The sequence below is a fragment of the Paenibacillus sp. JNU01 genome, assembly GCF_059130585.1.
In genome coordinates this window covers 1,167,514-1,188,330 of the sequence record NZ_CP169723.1, presented here as the reverse complement: position 1 = coordinate 1,188,330, position 20,817 = coordinate 1,167,514, and the positions used below count along the sequence as shown (strand labels likewise).

Sequence of the window (20,817 nt, the reverse complement as noted above, 5' to 3'; positions counted from 1 at the left end):
CTTGGTTTAATTGAATTATATCGGATTGCTCTGTTTTTGTCGATTCTCAAATTCCGTTCATAATTCGTGTAAACCCGCCATCTTTCGCGAGAAAACCCGATCTTTCACATTAAGTTAGTTTCTGTTAAACTAAGATTTAACGTTTTGCGGGGGTGAAGATATTGGATAAGATTAGTCTACACGATGCATTAAAACAACGAATATTAATCCTCGACGGTGCGATGGGGACCATGATTCAACAAGTTGATCTGACTGGCGAAGATTTTGGCGGCGAAGATCTGGATGGATGTAATGAAATGTTAGTGCTTACTCGTCCAGAGCTGATCCAGCGCATTCATGAAGAATATCTGGAGGCTGGCGCCGATTTAATTGAAACCAATACATTTGGTGCGACATCGGTCGTGCTTGCTGAATACGATATTCAGGATCGGGCACGCGAAATCAACCTGGAAGCAGCCAGAATTGCGAAAGCTGCGGTTGATCGTTTCTCTACACCGGAATCTCCACGTTATGTGGTAGGTGCGATGGGACCAACAACCAAAACACTGTCTGTAACCGGGGGAGTAACGTTCCAGGAACTTATCGACAGTTATTTGGAGCAAGCGCTTGCTTTAATAGAGGGAGGCGTTGATGCGCTACTGCTTGAAACCTCACAGGATACCCTCAATGTAAAAGCAGGTAGCATCGGAATTCAGCAGGCCTTCGAACAGAGCGGTGTTACACTGCCCCTGATGATCTCAGGAACGATCGAACCGATGGGAACGACCCTTGCGGGCCAGAACATCGAATCCTTTTATATATCCTTAGAACACCTTAACCCAATTTCGGTAGGACTAAACTGCGCTACGGGTCCGGAATTCATGCGTGATCACATTCGTTCGCTTTCCGGAATGGCATCGGTTGCGGTTAGTTGTTACCCGAACGCGGGTCTCCCGGATGAGAACGGTAATTATCATGAGTCACCAGACTCACTCGCTCAGAAGATAGGTGCATTTGCGGAACAGGGCTGGTTGAATATCGCTGGTGGATGTTGCGGGACAACCCCTGCACATATTCGGGCTATGCGTGATACGCTTGCCCAGTACCCCCCAAGAGAAATGAACGGAACACATCCACCGGCATTGTCTGGTATAGAACCAATCTATATCGAACAGGACAATCGTCCCTACATGGTCGGTGAACGTACGAATGTGCTGGGATCACGGAAATTCAAACGACTCATTGTCGAAGGCAAATATGAAGAAGCTTCGGAAATTGCTCGTGCTCAAGTGAAAAATGGAGCGCACATTGTCGATGTGTGTGTACAAGATCCAGACCGTGAAGAGTCAGAAGACATGGTGAAGTTCCTTGAATTGGTTGTGAAAAAAGTAAAGGTTCCTCTCATGATCGATACGACAGATGCTTCAGTCATTGATTTGGCTCTTCAGTACTCGCAAGGTAAAGCGATAATTAACTCCATTAACCTTGAGGATGGCGAAGAGAAATTTGAGCTGATCACGCCGTTGCTTCATAAATATGGTGGTGCGGTTGTTGTCGGAACGATTGATGAGCGGGGTCAGGCGATTAGTCGGGAAGACAAGCTCGACGTAGCCAAGCGTTCTTATGATCTGCTGGTGAACAAATATGGACTCAAACCAGAAGACCTTATTTTCGATACATTGGTGTTCCCGGTAGGTACGGGAGATGAACAGTACATCGGTTCAGCCAAAGAAACCATTGAAGGTATAAGAGTGATCAAAGAAGCGATGCCTGAATGTCATACGATACTTGGGATCAGTAACATTTCATTCGGACTGCCTGAGGCAGGCCGTGAAGTGCTGAACTCTGTATTTTTGTATGAATGTACCAAAGCAGGTCTCGATTATGCCATCGTGAACACAGAGAAACTGGAGCGTTATGCATCCATTCCTGAAGAAGAACGCAGGCTCTCGGAAGAGCTTTTATATAACACGAATGATGATACACTGGCGGCATTCGTAGCGGCATTCCGTAACAAGAAGGTGGAGAAGAAGGAAAAAATCTCGAACCTTTCATTAGAAGAGCGTCTCGCTTCATATGTTGTTGAAGGAAGCAAAGAAGGATTACTGCCAGATCTCGAACAGGCACTTGCCAAATACACAGCACTTCAAGTGATTAATGGTCCACTTATGCGGGGGATGGAGGAAGTAGGTCGTCTCTTTAACAACAATGAGTTGATTGTAGCCGAGGTGTTGCAGAGTGCGGAGGTTATGAAGGCTTCTGTAGCATATCTGGAGCAATTCATGGAGAAGAACGAGACTTCGGTTAAAGGCAAGATCATTCTGGCCACGGTTAAGGGTGATGTGCATGACATCGGGAAGAACCTGGTAGAGATCATCCTGTCCAATAACGGTTACCAGATCATTAATTTGGGTATAAAAGTACCACCAGAACGTATTATTGAGGCTTACCGAGAAGAGAAAGTCGATGCAATCGGTCTCTCGGGGTTATTGGTAAAATCAGCCCAGCAGATGATTCTTACCGCTCAGGATTTGCGAACAGCAGGGATTGATGTACCTATTATGGTTGGCGGAGCGGCGCTAACTCGTAAATTCACCAAAAACCGTATCCGACCTGAGTATAATGGAATGGTTGTATATGCCAAAGACGCGATGGATGGTCTGGATCTGGCGAACAAATTGATGAATCCCGTTACACGTGAAGCCATGCAATTGGAGATGGATGCGGAGAAAGAAGCGGATGCTTCAGGTGCTGTAGCTGTTCAGGCCCTTCCAGAGCTTACACGAGTGGAGCGTTCGGATATTGCTGTAGATCATCCGGTTCTTGTACCGCCGGATCTGGAGCGACATACGATGCGCAACTATCCGTTATCACATATTCTGCCATACGTGAACATGCAGATGCTGCTTGGACACCATTTAGGGTTGCGCGGTTCAGTTGAACAACTGCTTGCTTCAGGTGACAAAAAGGCTACCGACCTGAAAGCAGTGGTGGATGATATCATGCAAGAGGCTGTTCGTGACGGGATTATACAGGCGCATGCCATGTATCGTTTCTTCCCGGCTCAGTCCAGTGGTAACAGCATCATTATCTATGATCCAAAGGACACGAGCAATATTTTGCATACATTTACGTTCCCACGTCAAAAAGTCGAGCCATTCCTGTGCCTGTCCGACTTCCTGAAACCTGTTGAATCCGGTCAAATGGATTACGTTGGCTTCATGGTTGTTACTGCCGGACACGGTGTGCGTGAACTATCCACGGCGTGGAAAGATCAAGGGGATTATCTTCGCTCGCATGCTCTTCAATCCGTAGCGCTCGAAGTAGCAGAGGGATTAGCTGAGCGTGTGCATCATATGATGAGAGATATCTGGGGATTCCCAGATTCTGCACAGATGACGATGAAGCAACGACACGGTGCGCGTTATCAGGGGATCAGGGTATCCTTTGGATATCCGGCTTGTCCGGATTTGGAAGACCAAGGACCGCTGTTCAAGTTGTTACAGCCTGAGGATATCGGTGTGGAATTGACGGAAGGTTTCATGATGGAACCTGAAGCATCCGTATCAGCGATGGTATTCAGCCATCCGCAAGCCAAGTATTTTAACGTAGAAAAGGCATAAATCAGTTGGGTGTCAGGCAAAGCCCTCCGCATTGTCGGAGGTTTTTTGCTGGCAACAGAAAGAGGTGCGATCCAGAGTGGAACTATATTTCCTGGGAACTAATGCTGGTGTACCTACGCTTCAACGGAATGTAACTTCCATTGGGCTACGCATGTTGGATGAGCGCAGAGCTTTGTGGTTGTTTGACTGCGGGGAAGGAACGCAGCATCAGATTTTAAGTTCTCCGCTTAAACTAAGCAAATTGGAGAAAATATTCATTACACACCTGCATGGTGATCATGTATTTGGACTTCCAGGACTGCTTTCGAGCAGAGCCTATCAAGGTGGCACTACACCTTTAACAGTATATGGTCCGCCAGGTACGGAACGAATGATCAGTACAACCATGGAGCTTAGCCAATCACGGGTCAACTATGAGTTGAATATCGTGGAACATACGGGCGGCGTCCTGTTCGAGGATGAAAGTTTTATCGTGGAAGCTGCTTTGCTTGAGCATCGGATTGATAGCTACGGATACCGAATTACGGAAAAAGATCGTCCAGGGAGCCTGGACCCGGCCAAACTGGCGGAATACGGTTTGAAACCAGGCCCGTTGTTCGGCCGGCTGAAACGTGGAGAAACCATTACGCTGGATAACGGTGATTCGCTTCGTCCAGAGGATGTATTGGGCACCCCAAAACGCGGCATGGTAATCACCATATTGGGTGATACACGTCCATGCGACAATGTACAGCCTCTATCCGTAAATGCAGATGTGCTTGTCCATGAAGCTACATTTATGCATGATCTGGCCGATACAGCGCATGAATACTATCATAGTACTTCAAAACAAGCGGCGGAAGCGGCTAGAGCAGCGAATGTCGGGCAATTGATCATGACTCACTTTAGCTCACGTTATAAGGATGAGGATCAACTGCAGCCACTTTTGGAAGAAGCACAGTCCGTATTTCCGAATACCAGACTTGCAAACGAACACCAGCTTATTCCTGTCGTGCATCGCAAGCAAGAATCTTAACCATGATTGCGATCCATTGCACGGCTAAACACGTCATATAATGAACCGGGTAATTGCACGGGACTGAGGGAGAGGAACTCCCGCGGTCCCTTTTGCAATCTGGTCAGAAAGCGTGTAGGATGGGCAATATGAAGAGGGAAATGATTCAAATTATTTTCCGGGAAAGCGCAGGAAATGACAAGCTTGTGCAGAAGACGCGCGAGTTAAACCGTCGGTGTTCGATTTGGTTCGACTTGTTGCGTGCACATGTCAGCAAGCCATTATTTTTGCCTGAATACATAGGTTCGCGGTCAAGTTCAAGGTAAATGATTAAGGACATGAAACGTTAATGGAATAAAGAAAGGAAGTGCTGTGTGTGATTAAGGCCTATCTGATTGACTTGGATGGTACGCTCTATCATGGCAGACATCGTATCGAAGGAGCCGATCAGCTTATTCGAACACTGCAAGAGCTAGGCAAGCCGTATTTATTCGTAACCAATAATTCTTCTCGTACACCACAAGGTGTGGCAGACCATCTGAACGGGATGGGCATACCTGCCGATGCGTCTCAAGTGTGTACTTCTGCTGTGGCTGCTGCTGAATATGTTGCCGAAGAGTCTCCGGGTGCAAAAGTGGCATGTATTGGTGAAGCAGGACTGCTGCAAGCCATAGAAGAAGCAGGACTACAGTTGACAGAAGATGCACCTGATTACGTGATACAGGGTATTGATCGTGAATTTTCCTATTCTAAACTGACCAAGGCGCTAAGGTGGATTAATGCGGGATCAAAGTTCATCATGACCAACCCGGATCTGCAGCTTCCTTCCGATGATGGACTGACGCCTGGTGCTGGAACGATTGGAGCAGCAATTGAAGCCGCAACCGGAGTTCGTCCTACAGTCATAGGCAAGCCATCCAGTGTTATAATGAAGTCAGCCATTAGCCGGCTGAACCTGGCATCTCATGAAGTGGCAGTGATCGGAGACAATATGCGAACCGATATCGCAGCTGGAGTCGCAGCAGGATGTGAGACGATGCTGGTACTTACCGGTGTGACAACACGGGAAAATATGGATGGACACATTCAAGCAGCCAAGGCTCGACCTGATCATGTGTTTGAAGATTTGCATAAATTGATGGAGTGGCTGTCGCAAGAGACAGACCAAACTTCCAAAAAGGGGTAATGTACGATGCCGGAACTGCCGGAAATGGAAAATTACCGGACCTTGTTGTCCGAGAAAATACTTGATCTACCGATTACAGGTGTTGTAATTAACCGCGATAAAACGATAAATACGGAGCCTGATCTGTTCATCAATGAACTTACAGGCAATCGCATCATATTTGTTGAGCGCCGAGCAAAGCATTTGATTTTCCACCTGGCTAATGGCAAACGTCTGGTGCTGCACCTCATGTTGGGCGGTATGATTTTCTGGGGCACGGAAGAGGAACGCCCTGATCGTTCCACACAGGTGGAAATCCAGTTTGGAGATCACATTTTATTCTTTATTGGCCTGCGCTTGGGGTATTTACATCTGCTTACTTCAAAAGAAACCGAAGCGGCAATGTCCGATCTTGGACCGGAACCTTTGGATCGACGGATGAACGTGGAACGTTTTGCTTCTCTGTTGAAAGGTCGTCGGGGTACGCTCAAGACAACGTTGGTGAACCAGCATATCATTGCAGGGATTGGCAACTGTTATTCGGATGAGATTGCGTTCGCTGCAGGTCTGAGACCAAGCTCCAAAACGCAGAACATCGCGACTTCACCTGAGCTGACGGAGCGTTTGTTCCATTCGATGCAGTCCGTGTTGCGCGAAGCAGCATCTGAAGGTGGATATATGGAAATGCCACTGATGCAAGGGGATACGAAGACAGGAAGCTTTGACGAGCAATGTCGGGTGTACGATCGGGAAGGCGAGACTTGTCCGCGCTGCGGGGGAACGATTGAACGAGTGGAAATTACGGGCAAGAAGGCATTCTTCTGTCCGAAATGCCAGCATGAAGCCTAACTACGGAATCGGGGCACATGTCAGCACGAGAGGTGGATTTCTTCAGGCAGCCAAGAGAGCATATGCGATGGGGGCAACGGCGTTTCAGTATTTTCCGAAGAACCCGCGTAGTCTTGGTCTGAAAAGTCTGGATCTCAAGGATGCTGAGCAGTGCAGAGATTGGTGTGAACAGCATGGACTGGCTTCGATTGCCCATTCACCCTATCCTACGAATCCGGCGTTGGGCATGACCCGTGGAGAGGCGGGGTTTCATGCTACAATTGCTTCTATTCGCAATGATCTTGAAATTTCGAATGCTTGCGGTTCTGTTGGGACGGTGGTCCATTTTGGACACATCAAAACAAATGATCCGCTTGAGGGGTATCAGAACCTCATTCATTGTCTGGATACCGCCTTGGAGAATTGGAATGGTCATTCGAAGGTGTTGCTTGAGAATCAGGCAGGTGATCATGGCCCCATGGGCACGACAATGGAAGAAATGATACAGATTCGCAAATTGTCTCGATATCCAGAGCATATTGCATTTTGTTTTGACACATGCCATGCTTTTGCTTCTGGTATGTGGTCGTCAGGCAACGAATCAGAGATGCTTGATCAAGGCAGGGTGCTCGGATACTGGGATGATGTTGCTGCTGTACATTTTAATGATTCCAAATATGCGTCTGGTTCGTGTAAGGATAGACATGCGAGGATCGGACAGGGATATATCGGAAATGAATCACTGAAAACATTGATCAATGCGCCTGAGTTCCAAAAGGCGGTTGTTGTGCTCGAGACAGAAACGGGCGAAGATGGAACGCACCGTGATGATATAGCGCTCATGCGTTCCTGGTTATAATGGGGAGAGGAGCGATTGTATGCATGTTTTTTTGGATGACTATCGGGCATGTCCAAAAGGATTTGTTCTGGCAACGAATGCAGAAGAGTGCCTGATGCTGCTAAGAGAAGGTGACGTGGACATATTGTCTCTGGATTATGAGCTTGGGCCGGATTCGCCGAATGGCGGTGAGGTTGCGGCATCCATTGTACGAGAAGGTTTATTTCCGCGTGAAATCTATTTGCATACGTCCAGTATGTTTGGCAAACGCCAGATGTACGAGATGTTATATAGCAATAAACCCGATACGGTTACCATTCATAATGGTCCTATGACGGGTGAGGTTATGCTGCGTGTTGCTGCGGGAGAAGAAAGTTCATGAAGCCAATTACATCCAAAATGTTAATGCGCGGCGTATGGGAAGGCATGCCACAGGCTGTGTTTATATACACCCCTTTATGTGGGACATGTGCGGCTGCACGGCGTATGTTAGAGGTTGTTGAGCACATGCTGCCAGAAGGTATTTTATCCGAAATGAACATCCATGACATTCCTGAACTTGTACAACAATTTCAAATTTCAAGCGTACCAGCCGTGATGCTGTTTGACGGCCAGCAAGATGTTCCAAAAATGGTTTATCGGATGAGCTCTGTGGAGCATTTACTCTCGGAGATCCGGAAGGCGGTGCTGAAATGAGTATAATCTCAATGGAACATGTCTCACTCAGACGAGAAGAGAATCAGATTCTGGATAACGTGCATCTGCGCATTGAACAAGGCGAGCATTGGGTTATTCTCGGCCGGAATGGTTCTGGTAAAACAACGTTACTGGAAATGATGAACGGATATCTGTTTCCAAGCCAGGGACGCATTGAAGTACTCGGTAATCTGTATGGACAGTGTGACGTCAGGGAAGTACGTAAGGAAATAGGTTATATCAGCCAAACGTTGATTGAGAAACTCACACCGAGAGATCCGGTATGGGAGGTCGTGGCTACTGGGGCTTATGCTTTTTTGCGTTTTTATCAGACCATTCCTGATGAAGTAAAAGCAAAGGCAATGAGTTTACTAGATGACATGGGCTTTGCCAACCTCGCCAACAACCCGCTTGGAACGTTATCCCAAGGGGAGCGCAAAAAAGTCATGCTTGCTCGTTCATTAATGGCTGAGCCAAAACTGCTGATTATGGACGAGCCTTGTGCCGGGCTGGACTTATATGAACGTGAGAAAATGCTGGCTGAGATTGATCGTTTGCGCCAGCGTAACATTACAGTGGTGTATGTAACACACCATGTTGAAGAGATCGTACCTTTATTTACGCACGTGGCCTTGATCCGCGATGGACGCATTTCGGCGGCTGGCCCCAAGCATGAAGTTTTGACACAAGATACAATTAAGCATACGTACGATGTTCCGGTCGATATCCAGTGGGATGATGGTCGTCCGTGGATACGCGTACGTTCTGGAGGGTAACACAATTTGAGTACACAATCGTCTTGGGAAGAAGGCAACTTCTCCCGTTTTATCTGCACAGCCAATCATGGCTTTGCCCCTTATGCACAGGAAGAATTACGCCGTACGTTTGGTGCGGTGAAGAGCACAGTACTCGTACCGGGAGAAATTTTGTTTGCGGGTCTGCCTGTAGCGGAGGAAGAAGTTGCAGGTAAACTGCTGGAAGATTATCCAACGTTTTTACGTCATATCCAGCCTGTTCAGTTTCAGGAGAATACAGAAGATTCGGAGCAGTCTATTGAGAAATTGATTGCATTTGTAATGAATCATAAGGAACTGACGGGTACCCCTGTCGTACTACAGGTACGGAAGACAGACGGGGCCTTTTGGCAAGAAAATGCAGCTTCATTGAAACAATTGCTGACAGAAAAACTGGATGAGCTTGGCTGTGAATGGGTCGTACGTGATGCTGAATATGTCATTTCCGTATTTGCTGCGAATGACATGTTGTATGCAGGTGTATCCAGACCTGAACAGAACCTGTCAGACTGGAACGGGGGCGCCGTACGTTTTCAAAAAGAAGATGGACAGATCTCGCGTGCCAAGTTCAAATTGCTTGAAGCCGAGCAAACGTTTGGCATTGACTTTACTTCATTTCGTAAAGCACTTGATATCGGTGCAGCGCCAGGTGGATGGACCTCGTTCCTGCTTGAACGCGGGCTTGAAGTTACTGCGGTAGATCCCGCGAAGATGGATGCAACGCTGTTGGCATCACCAAAACTGACTTTCTTGAAGAAAAATGCAGGCGATGTACGCTTTCGCGAAGGAGAATTTGATCTGCTCGTATGTGATATGAGTTGGAGTCCCAAGTTGATGAGCCGACTTGTATCAGACCTTCTATATAGTCTTCAACCTGGGGGAACAGCGATTGTTACTGTGAAGTTATTGCATAAAAAACCGCTCGCACTCATTAAGGATGTTATCGATACGTTTGAGCGTTCGCGAATGCAGATTCAACGTTCCAAGCAGTTGTTCCATAACCGGGAAGAGATTACACTCTATATGGTCAAATATTAAGAGATCTAGCCTTGATTAAAGCAGCTAAATGTATTATGAATTGATTCGATTAAGCACATTAAATTTTGTGCTTTACAATCTATTCCGGCCTGTACTATAATGATACCAATATTAACCATAACAAACCTAAGGGAAAGCATCCCGAAGCGAACGAAACCGGATATCCGGTCTGTTCTTCTTCGGTGAAGTTTTCCCTTTTTTGTTGTGTATTGAAGGAGGAATTGGTATGAGACATCCGGCCAGGCTGGAACGCGGAAGCCTGCTGGGAGGTAGATATCGTATCGTATCCATTCTGGGAACAGGCGGAATGAGCCATGTATACGAGGCGGAGGATCTGAAGCTGCCGGGCAAGATATGGGCAATTAAAGAAAGCGTAACGGCTATGCCGTATGAAGGCAGCATGGAGACAGAGGCCGCTCTCCTGACATCACTCCGCCATCCAAGATTACCGCAAATTGTTGATTTTTTTGTCCCGGATGAAGATGGGTACACGTACTTGGTGATGGAATACATCGAAGGGTTAACGCTCAGTGAGTATTTCAAGCAGTGCCGCGGGAAAATTCCGATGGAGCAGTTAACGGAGCTAGTGCTTCAATTGCTGGATGTGTTGAGTTATCTGCATAGTCTGAATCCACCTGTCATCTATAGGGATCTGAAACCATCCAATATCATGATCACCCCGGAACATGAAGTAAGATTAATCGATTTTGGCATCGCCAGAAGTTACAAGCCGCAAAGTGCCGAAGATACCATCAAGTTGGGAACAGCTGGTTTCGCCGCTCCAGAACAATATGGCTCGGGTCAGACCGATGCCCGTTCGGATCTATATGGACTTGGAGCATTGTTGCTATATCTTATGACTGGTGGTGCATATACAGAATGGATTCAAGGTGTAGAAAGCTCTATTCGGAGTGATGTTCCACGGACGTACATCCCTGTGGCGAGAAGACTGTTAAGGTATAATGCCGAGGAGCGATTCCAATCTGCGGATGAGGTGAGGAAGGAACTGCTCCGCATACCTGGTGGAATAACGCCTGGTGGAGATGCGACCATGACCCTGAATGGCGGAACAAGAGTTATTGCTTTAACTGGTGCTTCATCTGGTGTAGGGGTTACCCACACCGCTATAGCTATCAGTCATTATCTCGAAAGGCAAAACTTTAAAGTCGCTGTGATTGAAATGTCACCTCGCTCTCAATCCTTTGCAAGAATCCAACAAATCGCTCAAGCCGGTAAACCGGTGCCGGCAGGTAGACAATTTGCAGTGGATGGTGTGCATTATTGGAAACAATCCGGGCGAGCAGATATTTTGTCTTTGCTTGGGGGGAGCTATCAGTTCATCGTGATGGACCTCGGTAGTGGTCAGGACCAGAACCGGCTGGAGGAATTTCTGCGTGCAGATCTGCCGATTGTTATTGGCTCAGGTGCCGAATGGAGACAGGCGGAAATTGGCGCCTTTGTTCGATCACATCATCGGTATCCACGAGAGAAATGGATATATTGTCTGCCCCTCGCAGCAACTGAAGCTGTTCAGCGCATTCGTAAAACGCTGGATACATCGAGTGTATATGGTCTGCCGTTACATATTGACCCTTTTGACAAGGACGCACAGATGGATAAAGTGTTTTCTCATATTTTAACGCATATGATGGGACAGCAACCCAAGAAACGTTCGTTCTTTTCAAGAAGGAAAGTTCATGATTAGACGAGATTACGAAAGGAGAGCCTCTTTTGTCTAAATTAAGAAAACAAAGCCGTAAACTGATCTATGCCGGGCTTATCGGAGCAGGCGCTGTAGGGTTGGTGTTCGGAGGATATGTTATTTATAATGTCAAAACGATGGCTGATGTCAGGTCAGCTGTAGAAGCCCGTTATTTATCGGCATATGAGGAAAAGGAAGCTGAATTAAAGCAACAATGGGATTCGGGAGCACAAGGATGGGTCACGGTTCGGGATATTGAAGCAGGTGAACCGATATTAGCGGAGGATCTGAAGCTCATTGCTGTTCCAGATGCACAAGCACCACGAAATCTCTGGTCCAGTACCAAGCAAATGGAAGGCCAAGTGGCCAAAATAGAGTTGAAAAAAGGAACAGCCATTACTACCGAGATGGTGTATGAGGATACACCGGCTCCGCCTGATTTAAGAAATCGAGAGCTGCAAGTTGTATTATTGCCATCCTCACTCGTTAAGGGAGATATTATTGATGTTCGTATTCAGTTCCCGACAGGGCAGGATTATGTTCTCTTATCGAAGAAAAAAGTGGAACGACTCAATTCAGCTACCTTATGGATTACGATGACGGAGGAAGAGATTCTGTCACTCTCCAGTGCAATTGTAGATGCCTATTTACATAAAGCTTCAATCTATGCCTTAACCTATGTAGAACCACAGTTTCAGACACCTGCAATCGCGACGTATCCTGCCAATTCAGAAGTATTAAAACTGCTGGAGAGTGATCCGAATATTGTTCGACGAGCGGAACAGGAGTTATCCAGACAGGTGCGAAGTTCGCTTGAAAGTTCACTGGCTGCCTCCGTGACAGCCCCATCAAAAGGCGTTGAACAGGATGTGGCACAATCCTCAGTTACCTATAACAGTCGTCCATCAGCGAATAATTCGGCAACATCGGATGCAGTGATGTGGAATGATGGTTCAGGTAACGGAGCAGAAACTAATACTGGAAGTGTTAATGATCCCGTTGAAGTTTTACAGACAGAACAGCAGAGTTTGTTAACAGGCGGAGAGTAGAGGCCGATAGCAATGTTCACGTGTTCAGTTGAATAAAATTCAGATAACAAGGTTTTTGAGAAATGAGAGGGAGTGATAAGATCTATGCGATCATGGATCTTTGCGGGTTTGTGTGAGAAGAATGATTTGATGTTATATCTTTGCAAGATATTGGCTTCGACAGGTAACAAGGTCTTACTCGTAGATGGAACCTTACTACAAAAGTATGGGTACGGTGTAGGTGACAGTCAGCAGTCTTTGCGAATTACGGAATTTGAAGGATTTGATATCGCTTGTCATTTTGTCACTTCAGCAGCTGTAGAGAATCATCTAGAAGTAAATGGAGAACGATTGGACAGTTATGACTATGTGTTATATGACATGGAGACCTCACATTTTGCTTCACGTAATCTCTGGCTAAGCGCTGATGTAAGAGTCTGGGTAAGTGATTATGAGCGTTATAATCTGGAACGTGGCAAGGGTTGGTTGAAGCGGTTGCTTGAAGAACAGTCATTGCCTGGTGAGCTGTCATTTCAGCGGCTCTTAATTAACGGGGTTGATTGCAAACTTGAAGCTCGTTATCTGTGGGCATATCTGGAGGGCAGTCCATTTGTGTGGACAGGAGAATCCTTAGTGCTTCCGTGGGATGAGTTAACAGCGGCGGTTAAGCTTGAGAATGAGCATCATCGCCGAGTTCATCTTGGACCTTTATCACGAAATTACAAAAAATCGTTGTGCCGCGTGGTCGAGCAGCTAACAGGTTGGGAAAGTGTTCGTAGTCGCCGTGCGATGAAAGAAGCAGAGAGGATGAGAGCATGAGCACGATTACCTTTTGGAGCCCTTTTGCAGGAACAGGCTGCACTTCAAGCACATTAATTAGTGCCTATGCGATGGCACTTCACTACAGGACAAGAGTGTTACTTGTTAACGCAGGCCTTGCTGGAACTGGCACAGAAGCTGCTCTACCATCCAAAGATTCGGATTCAGCGGATTTTATGTTCTCCTTCGAAGAGGGGGGCTGGGATGCGATTGAACGGCTGCATTCGAGCGGAAGTCTGAATAAGCACAATCTCAGGGATTATACCAAGCCACTTTTGAAAGAAAGACTTGATTTCCTGACCGGGAGAATTGTTGAGATGGAACGTTCCCCGCAGGAACAGGGTGAGACTGTGAAAAAGCTGCTGAAAGTAGCTAACGAGTATTATGATCTGGTTCTTCTGGATGCGGATCATGCTGGTGTCGATTTGCAGCTCAAGCTGCAACAAGCGGACTATGTTGTCATTAATCTCGATCAAAATATGCGAAATCTGGAGTTGTTCTTTGAAGAGATTCTGCCAACACGAATGAACAATAAGAATATGCATGTTGTCATTAACAAATACGATTCTCACTCCCGTGCAACGCTTTCCAATATTCGGCGCCAGTTTAGATACAAAGGTACGATATCTGCGATACCGTACACAACTGGTTACCTGGATGCAATGAATCGACGAGATGTCGCCAGGTACTTGCAGTTGGAAAGTTTGTCTGAGGATAAGGATATTCGTAAAGGGAGCTTTGCTGCAAGCATGAGCGAACTCGCTCGCCTGATTATGGACGGTGCAGGTATGCGCACAGTTCTGAAGAGGCTGGAAAGGGGAGCCTGAACCTCCAATGCTCTGGAATACCATATGGATAAGTTTAATTTTGATTCTGTGTCTGACTTATGTCTGGTTCAAGTATAGTGCGTTTCTTCGTGAAAAGAATGCTCGTGTTCCTGAACAGCAATCCTTCACGATTGACATGTTGATTGAGAAGGTGAAGAACTCACTTCATGAGCTTAGTCATAGTCAGCTCGCGGATGCAGGTCTGCATGAAGAAGAATATCGTCGAAGAATCAATCAACGTGCAGAGATGAGAAAAGCGCTGAAGGGCTGTGTCTCAGGCAGTATCAGTGACAAAACGTATGTCAAAAATCTGATAGGGGATCTTCTGATCCGAAGCATAGGACTGAACAAATCAAATGTAGATGAAGTCATTTTGTTTGCAGAACCGGATTTATTGACGATCCAGGACCGATTCGAAATTGTGTTTTATCTGTACCGACAGCAATTCGGTGTGGATGCACTCTCCCGAATGATTGATACCTACGATCTGGGAAGGCTGAGAATGGAGGAAGGAACGGAGGACGGAGGGAGTTATTATATTTCCGAGGAAGACATTCACTATGTTTTTGAGTGCGAATATCGAGAGCTTGGGTTCAGAGAAAAGACAGATATCATCGTGCAGCGTATCTATCAGCATTACAAAGGATTTTCGGTTGTTGATGAGATAAGGGACCAACGTATTGACGGCGTTAGTGGTGGTGTCAGCGGTATGTTGGATACTGCTCATAATATTGGATTTCAGAAACCGGCATCATGGAATGATCTGTTGGAGCAAGGACTGGAGGATGATACTCATGAAGAACCGCTTAGCGGCATGGAGAGTGTCTGGATTTTCTATAAAGGGAAATCCATTCATCTACCTTTTCTGTCCTTCGGCAGCATCCGTGAACTGAAAAGGGTATGCCAGAATATATACAAATACAATTATCCGGGACAGTTGTCAGAAGCAAGTGGATACAAAGTGAACGAGATGAAAGACGGTTCCCGTGTGGTTGTTGTCAGACCTCCTTTTGCAGAATCGTGGGCGTTCTTCGTCCGGAAGTTCGATATCCCAAATGCTTCACTTGAGCAATTGATTACGGGTAACAACGCAGATCTGCCAATTACATTGCTTCAATATTTGATGAAAGGAAGCCGGATCACAGCGGTAACCGGAGCACAGGGTTCTGGTAAAACGACATTACTTATGGCTATGGTCAAGCACATCTATGCATCGTACACCCTTCGGGTGCAGGAGATGGCGTTCGAACTTCAATTAAGACGGATCTATAGCCGACGTAATATTTTGAGTTTCCGAGAAACTGAGCACATTTCAGGTCAACAAGGGCTAGATTTGCAGAAAAAAACGGATGGTACCGTCAATATTCTTGGTGAGGTTGCGAGTGATGAAGTGGCCGCATGGATGATTCAAATGTCTCAGGTTGCCAGTCTGTTCACCCTGTTTACCCACCATGCCAAAACGTTTCGTGATCTGGTCTTCTCTCTTCGTAATTCCTTACTCAAGACAGGCATGTTTCAACATGAGCATATTGCTGAGGAGCAGGTTGTGAGTGTCATCAATTTCGATGTTCATATGAAGAAAGATGCTGAGGGACGAAGATATATCGAACGTATTACGGAATGTCTTCCTCGCGCGAATCAAGGTGACAGCGTGGAAGAGAGGGCAGGTTTTACATTTCGTAATGTAGTGGAGTACAGAGATGGAGAGTATGTAGCAACAGCTCCAATCTCCTCGGAATGCATGTTGGATATGCGAGAACAGATGACATTGCAGGATGCCGAGAAATTTGGACATTTTATGAGGCAACACTGGGGTGATCCGCATGACAATTAAATGGATTCTGCTCCTCGTATTAGGTATTTGTGCAGGAGGGTTGCTGATCACACTTCTGGTTTTAAATGTATTACGTCGCAGAGAAAGGGGTCCAACAAGTCCATCCGGCGTTATTCTAACTCCCGGAACGAAGGGGTTCAAGGGACTGGGATCATTCTTGTTGCAGTCCTACCGCCTGGGAATGAAAGTTCCACTGCTATCCACCTATATTCTACAAGTGCAGAAACGTATTTCATTTCGACATGTAGGGGATGAGCCTTCACTTCGAAGACTGACGATGACAGTGGTTCTGATTATTCTGGGAGGCTATGGAGGCATAAGTGTCATTCTGTTCCTTCTGCAGCCGGGTATCGCTTTTGTAATATTGTCCGTGCTCTGTGCTGTGGTGCTAAACAGCTTGGTGCTGGATATGTGCCTCAGTCGTATGGAGAAACGGTTGCTGGTTCAAATGCTGGATATCTTTGCAGATGTAAGACATCGGTATCACCAGCATGGCATGGTTGAGGAAGCACTTTATGAAGCGGCTGAAGCCGGTACAGGAGAAGCAGCAGAACAGGTAAGACTGATCTATGAAGCTCTAACTTCTCCAGATCCGAATGAAGCACTTGAGCGTTACTATGAAGTGGCACCCAACCGTTTTCTCAAAGGCTTCGCCGGCGTTTCCTATATGGTCATGGAGTTCGGGGATAAGGACCGAGAACAAGGGTCTATCTATCTTAAGGGACTGGGGAACCTGACACAGGAGATTCATCTGGAGATTTTGCGGCGTGACAAATTGGATTACCTGCTTAAAGGACTTAATATCATCGCGCTTGCCCCTGTATTATTCACCGCTCCAATTGAACGCTGGGCCAGAGTCAGTTTTCCAACGATGGATGAATTTTATCGCAGCAAGATTGGTTTTGTTACCAAAATATCAATTTATGTCATCATCATTCTTGCTTATTTGCTTCTGCAGAGGCTCCAGCAATACGATGAAACTCGTTACCGCTCAGGACATAAGCATTCATGGTTGGATCAGTTTCTATACAGGCAGACCTTCATCCGGAAATTGGCGATGTTGTTTGCGGCGAAACCTGGCAGTGTACAGTACAACCAAACGATACGGCTTATGAGGGAGAGTAGCTCGGAGTTGAAATACGAATGGCTCGCCATTCGCCGAGTGATGTTATTCGCAGGTTGTTTGGTCCTTACACTGGGTTGCATCTTGCTGTTGCACCAGGTTGAACGTAACCACATCTTGCATGATCCAATCCGGGACGATCGAATGTTTGGTGCAATGGCTGAAGCGGATCTCAGGAAAGCCAAGGAAAAAACAGCATTGGATCAATCCGTGCTGGAAAGTGTAGAGATGAACCGAGGAGCTACATACGAAGAAGTCTCCAACGCGTTACAGCAGTTATCTCCCGTTCAGTTGGACCATGATACCCAGAGTGAGACCATCATGCGCATCATGCAGAAACTTGAGGTGTATAACAAGCAATATGTACGCTGGTGGGAAATGATTATAGCAATTCTCATCGGTGTAGCAGGGTATTACATGCCCATATGGCTCATGTTATTTCAGCGGAAAATGCGAAAGTTGGATATGCGGCATGAAATCTATCAATTTCAGACAGTGATATCCATTCTGCGTGAGATGGATCGGATGTCAGTCGAGGAGATATTGGAATGGCTTAATCGATTTGCCGTCATTTTCAAGCGTCCGCTGCAAAAGTGTTTGTTGCATTTTGAACATGGGCCAGAGCTTGCACTTGATCAATTAAAGGAAGAGGCGGGCTTGCCCGAATTCCAGCGACTGATTGATAAATTGCAGCTTGCCCTTGGCAAAATCTCAATACGTGAAGCTTTTGATGATCTTGAGAGCATGATGGCATTCTATTTTGAACAACGCAAGCAGGAGTACAGCAAAATGATTGATGTTAAAGCATCCTGGGGGAGAACCATCGGATTTGCTCCCATGTATGCCCTAATCTTTTTGTACCTGGTCATACCATTGGTCGGTATGAGCTTCCTGCAGATGAACATCTATTATGAACAAATTCAGAAACTGTAGCACAATTCTTCTGTGTGACAGTCTGAAATATATTAATAATTTATAACTTGGGAGGATTTATCATGAACAATGCATCAAGCGCTTTAAAGGTAGCAGCAGGGATATTTTTGACAATCGCTCTGATCACAATTGTAGTTCTGTTATTTATTTCGGCTCAGGAAGCAACCAAGACGGCGCAGAACAATTTTGCTGATATTCAGACCGAGCTGTCTCAGGCTGCATTCACGGTGTATGACGGAACAACGATCAGTGGATCACAGGTAACTAATGCGCTGCGTAAATACGCGGACAAGGATCAGTTCGGTATTCAAGTCATTACAGGTAAAAATAAAGCGGGTCAATGGTATGGCAACCAATTGAACATTTCACAGGATCTCAATAACGCGGACTACGGCTCGGTTATTGCTCCTGACGATAAAGTGGGGATTATTAACCAGACCATGAGTGAAAAGGACAATCAATATGTCAATCCAAGTGGTAAATTCAAAGCCATTATTATAAAAGACCGCTCCAACGTGGTAAGAGGGCTAATCTTCCAGCAATCCTGACAGGAGTTGGTTTAACATGTCCCAGAATACCCAGCATCTTATGTTGTTTTGTACGGCGGTTGTCCTGTTTGTGACAGCCTGCCTGTACGGGCAACAGAATGTTAAGATTTTATCAGCTTCATTGAACGATAGAGTACGGACAGCAGTCGGCATGGAAGGTCGTCTGACAACAACATTGCATACCACCAAACCATCTCAGTATAGTGGTGCGGAAGTGTTACATACCGTAAGACAGATGACAGGCACAGGCGTGCCTGTGGAGGTAGACGGGACTTCATATGTAATCGATACACTAGTCAGCAAAACAGCGACTATTCCTGTCCAGCTCGATGCTACCTACAGACCAGAGTTGATACGAAATGAAACTGGAGAACTGCTCAAGATTGTTTTTTGGAAGGAGGCCAGTGTGAATTGATTAATGCTGCATCCAAGTTGCTTGCCGTATTGCTCGCAGTTCTTCTGCTCTATGTGTATCCAGCTGCTGAAACAGCCGATCGGCAGGATGATATAGCACGTATGACGGCTATACAGAATGTAACACGTTTTGTCGATGCAGTCCGCACGAAAGGGTATATTTCACCTCGAATGTTGGCTGAGTTTGAGGAGCAACTGGCCCAGACGGGCAATGTGTATGAGGTGTCGATGGAACATTTACATAAGAAATATGTACCTCATTATACGGACCCGTTGAACATTAATAGTTTTACTGGGACGTACGAGGTTGTACAGGATGGATATTATGCAGCTCAGATTCGAGAGAGACTATTCCCTACCTCAAGTGTGATTCCGGCTGATGATCCTGGTCGAAGATACACGTTGACAACAGGAGATTTTTTTACCGTGACGCTCCAAAATACAAACCGTACACCTTCCATGCTCATTCGTGAATGGCTTAGTGGTACGGCTCAGGCCTCAGCGGTATTTGTAACCTACGGAGGTATGGTCCTCAATGAAGATTACTGAGCTATCCATAGTATTCGTGCTGATCTTCTTCCCGCTCTTCTGGATCATCTCACTCCATACCCAAGATGCCGAAGAGGCTAACTTTCTTGGACATCGATACAGATCTGCACTTCAAACCGCAGTGATGGATGCAGGTGCAGTTATGCATCAAAATGAGAAACAAAGTGATGAAGCAGGTTATGATTCAACCAAGTTTGTTAAAGCGGATAAGGAGCTTGCCTTGTTGACGTTTACTCAGACGATGGCTTTGAATATGGGGATTCAGGATGATCCCGCAGCTATTCGAAACATGTTTAATTACATTCCTGCCGTGGTTATTCTGGATTACGATGGCTATTATATGATGTCCACAGAAACAGAGTTGACAGGTAACCGGGAAGATTCTTTCAGGCAAGTATGGAGTCCCAAGAAACCTTATACATATTCAGATTCATACGGTAACAGTATTAACTTTACATTGGACGACTATGTCTATGCCTACGACGCAAGCGCAGGGAGATGGGTGGAGGGCTTTCAAAAAGAACTGGTTTCAACCACACAGATTCCTTTACTTCAAGATAGCAGCGTATTTGAACAAGTTCGACGAAGCCGGATTGTGACTTCTGTGCAGGATGATCTTGCTGATGTGATTAATCGCCATAATGAGTTTGCCAGAAAGAACGGTGTATCCTATACATTTACGATGCCCCTGATAGCACAGGAAGATTGGTACAACTCCATCAACGATACAGGAATTATGGCCTTTATCCAAGGTATAGGTGTTGGTGACCAGAAGATCAACAATTATGCGATTGGTGGAGGCAGACTTGTGAAGAAAACGGCCATCGTAGGTGGAGTAGATCCTTTAACGGGTATCAAGTACTACTATCCCTCCACATGTGGTAATGGTTACCGTGCCGAAGAGGTGTTCACAGACGGAAGACAAGCAGCTGCACAAGGCTATTTCGAATATAACTGCTCTAATCGTTAGCTTGCGTACATGACAAAATCTTGGAAGGAGTTCCTGAACTGTTTACATTACTTTCAGAAAAGACGAGACCTGTGCTAGAATAGGGGTTCGGAACCATAATAAAAGTAATGTCTAA

Annotated in this window: 19 protein-coding genes; all 19 read left to right on the top strand. The window is 46.1% G+C overall.

Annotated features, from left to right (window positions below):
- Window positions 1-161 precede the first annotated feature (161 nt).
- The 19 genes from metH to NLBNIHML_RS04795 all read left to right on the top strand — a co-directional run bounded on the left by metH (window position 162) and on the right by NLBNIHML_RS04795 (window position 20,702).
- A complete protein-coding gene (metH, locus tag NLBNIHML_RS04885; RefSeq protein WP_339255862.1) occupies window positions 162-3,602 on the top strand; it encodes a methionine synthase in 3,441 nt (1,146 codons plus the stop codon).
- A gap of 76 nt (window positions 3,603-3,678) precedes the next feature.
- On the top strand, window positions 3,679-4,617 hold the full coding sequence (gene rnz / locus NLBNIHML_RS04880) for a ribonuclease Z (protein WP_494353903.1): 939 nt from the start codon (window positions 3,679-3,681) through the stop codon (window positions 4,615-4,617).
- 355 nt (window positions 4,618-4,972) lie between these two features.
- Complete coding sequence (locus NLBNIHML_RS04875; RefSeq protein WP_494353902.1) at window positions 4,973-5,782, top strand: TIGR01457 family HAD-type hydrolase; 810 nt, start codon at window positions 4,973-4,975, stop codon at window positions 5,780-5,782.
- A 6-nt stretch (window positions 5,783-5,788) separates the two neighbouring features.
- Window positions 5,789-6,610 (top strand): Fpg/Nei family DNA glycosylase, encoded by an 822-nt coding sequence (locus NLBNIHML_RS04870; RefSeq protein ID WP_339234519.1) that lies wholly within the window; start codon window positions 5,789-5,791, stop codon window positions 6,608-6,610.
- Complete coding sequence (locus tag NLBNIHML_RS04865) at window positions 6,600-7,448, top strand: deoxyribonuclease IV (RefSeq protein ID WP_494354674.1); 849 nt, start codon at window positions 6,600-6,602, stop codon at window positions 7,446-7,448. Before NLBNIHML_RS04870 ends, NLBNIHML_RS04865 begins: the two co-directional genes overlap by 11 nt.
- Before the next feature lie 19 nt (window positions 7,449-7,467).
- Window positions 7,468-7,809 carry a cyclic-phosphate processing receiver domain-containing protein gene (locus NLBNIHML_RS04860; RefSeq protein ID WP_339234516.1) on the top strand — a complete coding sequence of 114 codons (342 nt, stop codon included), beginning with the start codon at window positions 7,468-7,470 and terminating at the stop codon, window positions 7,807-7,809.
- The gene (locus tag NLBNIHML_RS04855) at window positions 7,806-8,123 is read left to right on the top strand and encodes a thioredoxin family protein (RefSeq protein WP_062834898.1); all 318 of its coding nucleotides are present in this window, start codon (window positions 7,806-7,808) and stop codon (window positions 8,121-8,123) included. Before NLBNIHML_RS04860 ends, NLBNIHML_RS04855 begins: the two co-directional genes overlap by 4 nt.
- Before the next feature lie 2 nt (window positions 8,124-8,125).
- On the top strand, window positions 8,126-8,899 hold the full coding sequence (locus tag NLBNIHML_RS04850) for an ABC transporter ATP-binding protein (RefSeq protein WP_494354673.1): 774 nt from the start codon (window positions 8,126-8,128) through the stop codon (window positions 8,897-8,899).
- Between the two features lie 6 nt (window positions 8,900-8,905).
- Window positions 8,906-9,955 (top strand): 23S rRNA (cytidine(2498)-2'-O)-methyltransferase RlmM, encoded by a 1,050-nt coding sequence (locus NLBNIHML_RS04845; protein ID WP_494353901.1) that lies wholly within the window; start codon window positions 8,906-8,908, stop codon window positions 9,953-9,955.
- A gap of 226 nt (window positions 9,956-10,181) precedes the next feature.
- Entirely contained in the window at window positions 10,182-11,660 is a 1,479-nt protein-coding gene (locus NLBNIHML_RS04840) for a serine/threonine protein kinase (protein WP_494353900.1), read from the top strand.
- A 26-nt stretch (window positions 11,661-11,686) separates the two neighbouring features.
- Window positions 11,687-12,706, top strand: a complete 1,020-nt coding sequence (locus NLBNIHML_RS04835) for an SAF domain-containing protein (RefSeq protein WP_494353899.1) — start codon at window positions 11,687-11,689, stop codon at window positions 12,704-12,706.
- A gap of 84 nt (window positions 12,707-12,790) precedes the next feature.
- Window positions 12,791-13,504, top strand: coding sequence for a hypothetical protein (locus NLBNIHML_RS04830; protein WP_339234509.1), 714 nt, complete (start codon window positions 12,791-12,793; stop codon window positions 13,502-13,504).
- Window positions 13,501-14,331: a CpaE/TadZ family protein gene (locus NLBNIHML_RS04825; protein WP_494353898.1), complete on the top strand. Its 831-nt coding sequence runs from the start codon at window positions 13,501-13,503 to the stop codon at window positions 14,329-14,331. Before NLBNIHML_RS04830 ends, NLBNIHML_RS04825 begins: the two co-directional genes overlap by 4 nt.
- A gap of 7 nt (window positions 14,332-14,338) precedes the next feature.
- Window positions 14,339-16,165 carry a pilus assembly protein CpaF gene (locus tag NLBNIHML_RS04820; protein WP_494353897.1) on the top strand — a complete coding sequence of 609 codons (1,827 nt, stop codon included), beginning with the start codon at window positions 14,339-14,341 and terminating at the stop codon, window positions 16,163-16,165.
- Window positions 16,155-18,221: a hypothetical protein gene (locus NLBNIHML_RS04815; RefSeq protein ID WP_494353896.1), complete on the top strand. Its 2,067-nt coding sequence runs from the start codon at window positions 16,155-16,157 to the stop codon at window positions 18,219-18,221. The genes NLBNIHML_RS04820 and NLBNIHML_RS04815 overlap by 11 nt, the downstream gene beginning before the upstream one ends.
- Before the next feature lie 62 nt (window positions 18,222-18,283).
- Window positions 18,284-18,769, top strand: a complete 486-nt coding sequence (locus NLBNIHML_RS04810) for an ABC transporter permease (RefSeq protein ID WP_494353895.1) — start codon at window positions 18,284-18,286, stop codon at window positions 18,767-18,769.
- A gap of 16 nt (window positions 18,770-18,785) precedes the next feature.
- Complete coding sequence (locus NLBNIHML_RS04805) at window positions 18,786-19,184, top strand: hypothetical protein (protein WP_339234501.1); 399 nt, start codon at window positions 18,786-18,788, stop codon at window positions 19,182-19,184.
- Window positions 19,181-19,732, top strand: a complete 552-nt coding sequence (locus tag NLBNIHML_RS04800) for a hypothetical protein (protein ID WP_494353894.1) — start codon at window positions 19,181-19,183, stop codon at window positions 19,730-19,732. Before NLBNIHML_RS04805 ends, NLBNIHML_RS04800 begins: the two co-directional genes overlap by 4 nt.
- Window positions 19,719-20,702 carry a hypothetical protein gene (locus NLBNIHML_RS04795; protein ID WP_494353893.1) on the top strand — a complete coding sequence of 328 codons (984 nt, stop codon included), beginning with the start codon at window positions 19,719-19,721 and terminating at the stop codon, window positions 20,700-20,702. Before NLBNIHML_RS04800 ends, NLBNIHML_RS04795 begins: the two co-directional genes overlap by 14 nt.
- The last annotated feature ends 115 nt before the right edge of the window (window positions 20,703-20,817 follow it).

What these genes read in the sequence shown, in the direction of transcription:
- NLBNIHML_RS04870 (WP_339234519.1), top strand. Translation starts at nt 5,789, where the DNA reads ATGCCGGAACTGCCGGAAATGGAAAATTACCGGACCTTGTTGTCCGAG.
- NLBNIHML_RS04865 (WP_494354674.1), top strand. Translation starts at nt 6,600, where the DNA reads ATGAAGCCTAACTACGGAATCGGGGCACATGTCAGCACGAGAGGTGGA.
- NLBNIHML_RS04860 (WP_339234516.1), top strand. Translation starts at nt 7,468, where the DNA reads ATGCATGTTTTTTTGGATGACTATCGGGCATGTCCAAAAGGATTTGTT.
- NLBNIHML_RS04855 (WP_062834898.1), top strand. Translation starts at nt 7,806, where the DNA reads ATGAAGCCAATTACATCCAAAATGTTAATGCGCGGCGTATGGGAAGGC.
- NLBNIHML_RS04840 (WP_494353900.1), top strand. Translation starts at nt 10,182, where the DNA reads ATGAGACATCCGGCCAGGCTGGAACGCGGAAGCCTGCTGGGAGGTAGA.
- NLBNIHML_RS04830 (WP_339234509.1), top strand. Translation starts at nt 12,791, where the DNA reads ATGCGATCATGGATCTTTGCGGGTTTGTGTGAGAAGAATGATTTGATG.
- NLBNIHML_RS04825 (WP_494353898.1), top strand. Translation starts at nt 13,501, where the DNA reads ATGAGCACGATTACCTTTTGGAGCCCTTTTGCAGGAACAGGCTGCACT.
- NLBNIHML_RS04820 (WP_494353897.1), top strand. Translation starts at nt 14,339, where the DNA reads ATGCTCTGGAATACCATATGGATAAGTTTAATTTTGATTCTGTGTCTG.
- NLBNIHML_RS04815 (WP_494353896.1), top strand. Translation starts at nt 16,155, where the DNA reads ATGACAATTAAATGGATTCTGCTCCTCGTATTAGGTATTTGTGCAGGA.
- NLBNIHML_RS04810 (WP_494353895.1), top strand. Translation starts at nt 18,284, where the DNA reads ATGAACAATGCATCAAGCGCTTTAAAGGTAGCAGCAGGGATATTTTTG.
- NLBNIHML_RS04805 (WP_339234501.1), top strand. Translation starts at nt 18,786, where the DNA reads ATGTCCCAGAATACCCAGCATCTTATGTTGTTTTGTACGGCGGTTGTC.
- NLBNIHML_RS04795 (WP_494353893.1), top strand. Translation starts at nt 19,719, where the DNA reads ATGAAGATTACTGAGCTATCCATAGTATTCGTGCTGATCTTCTTCCCG.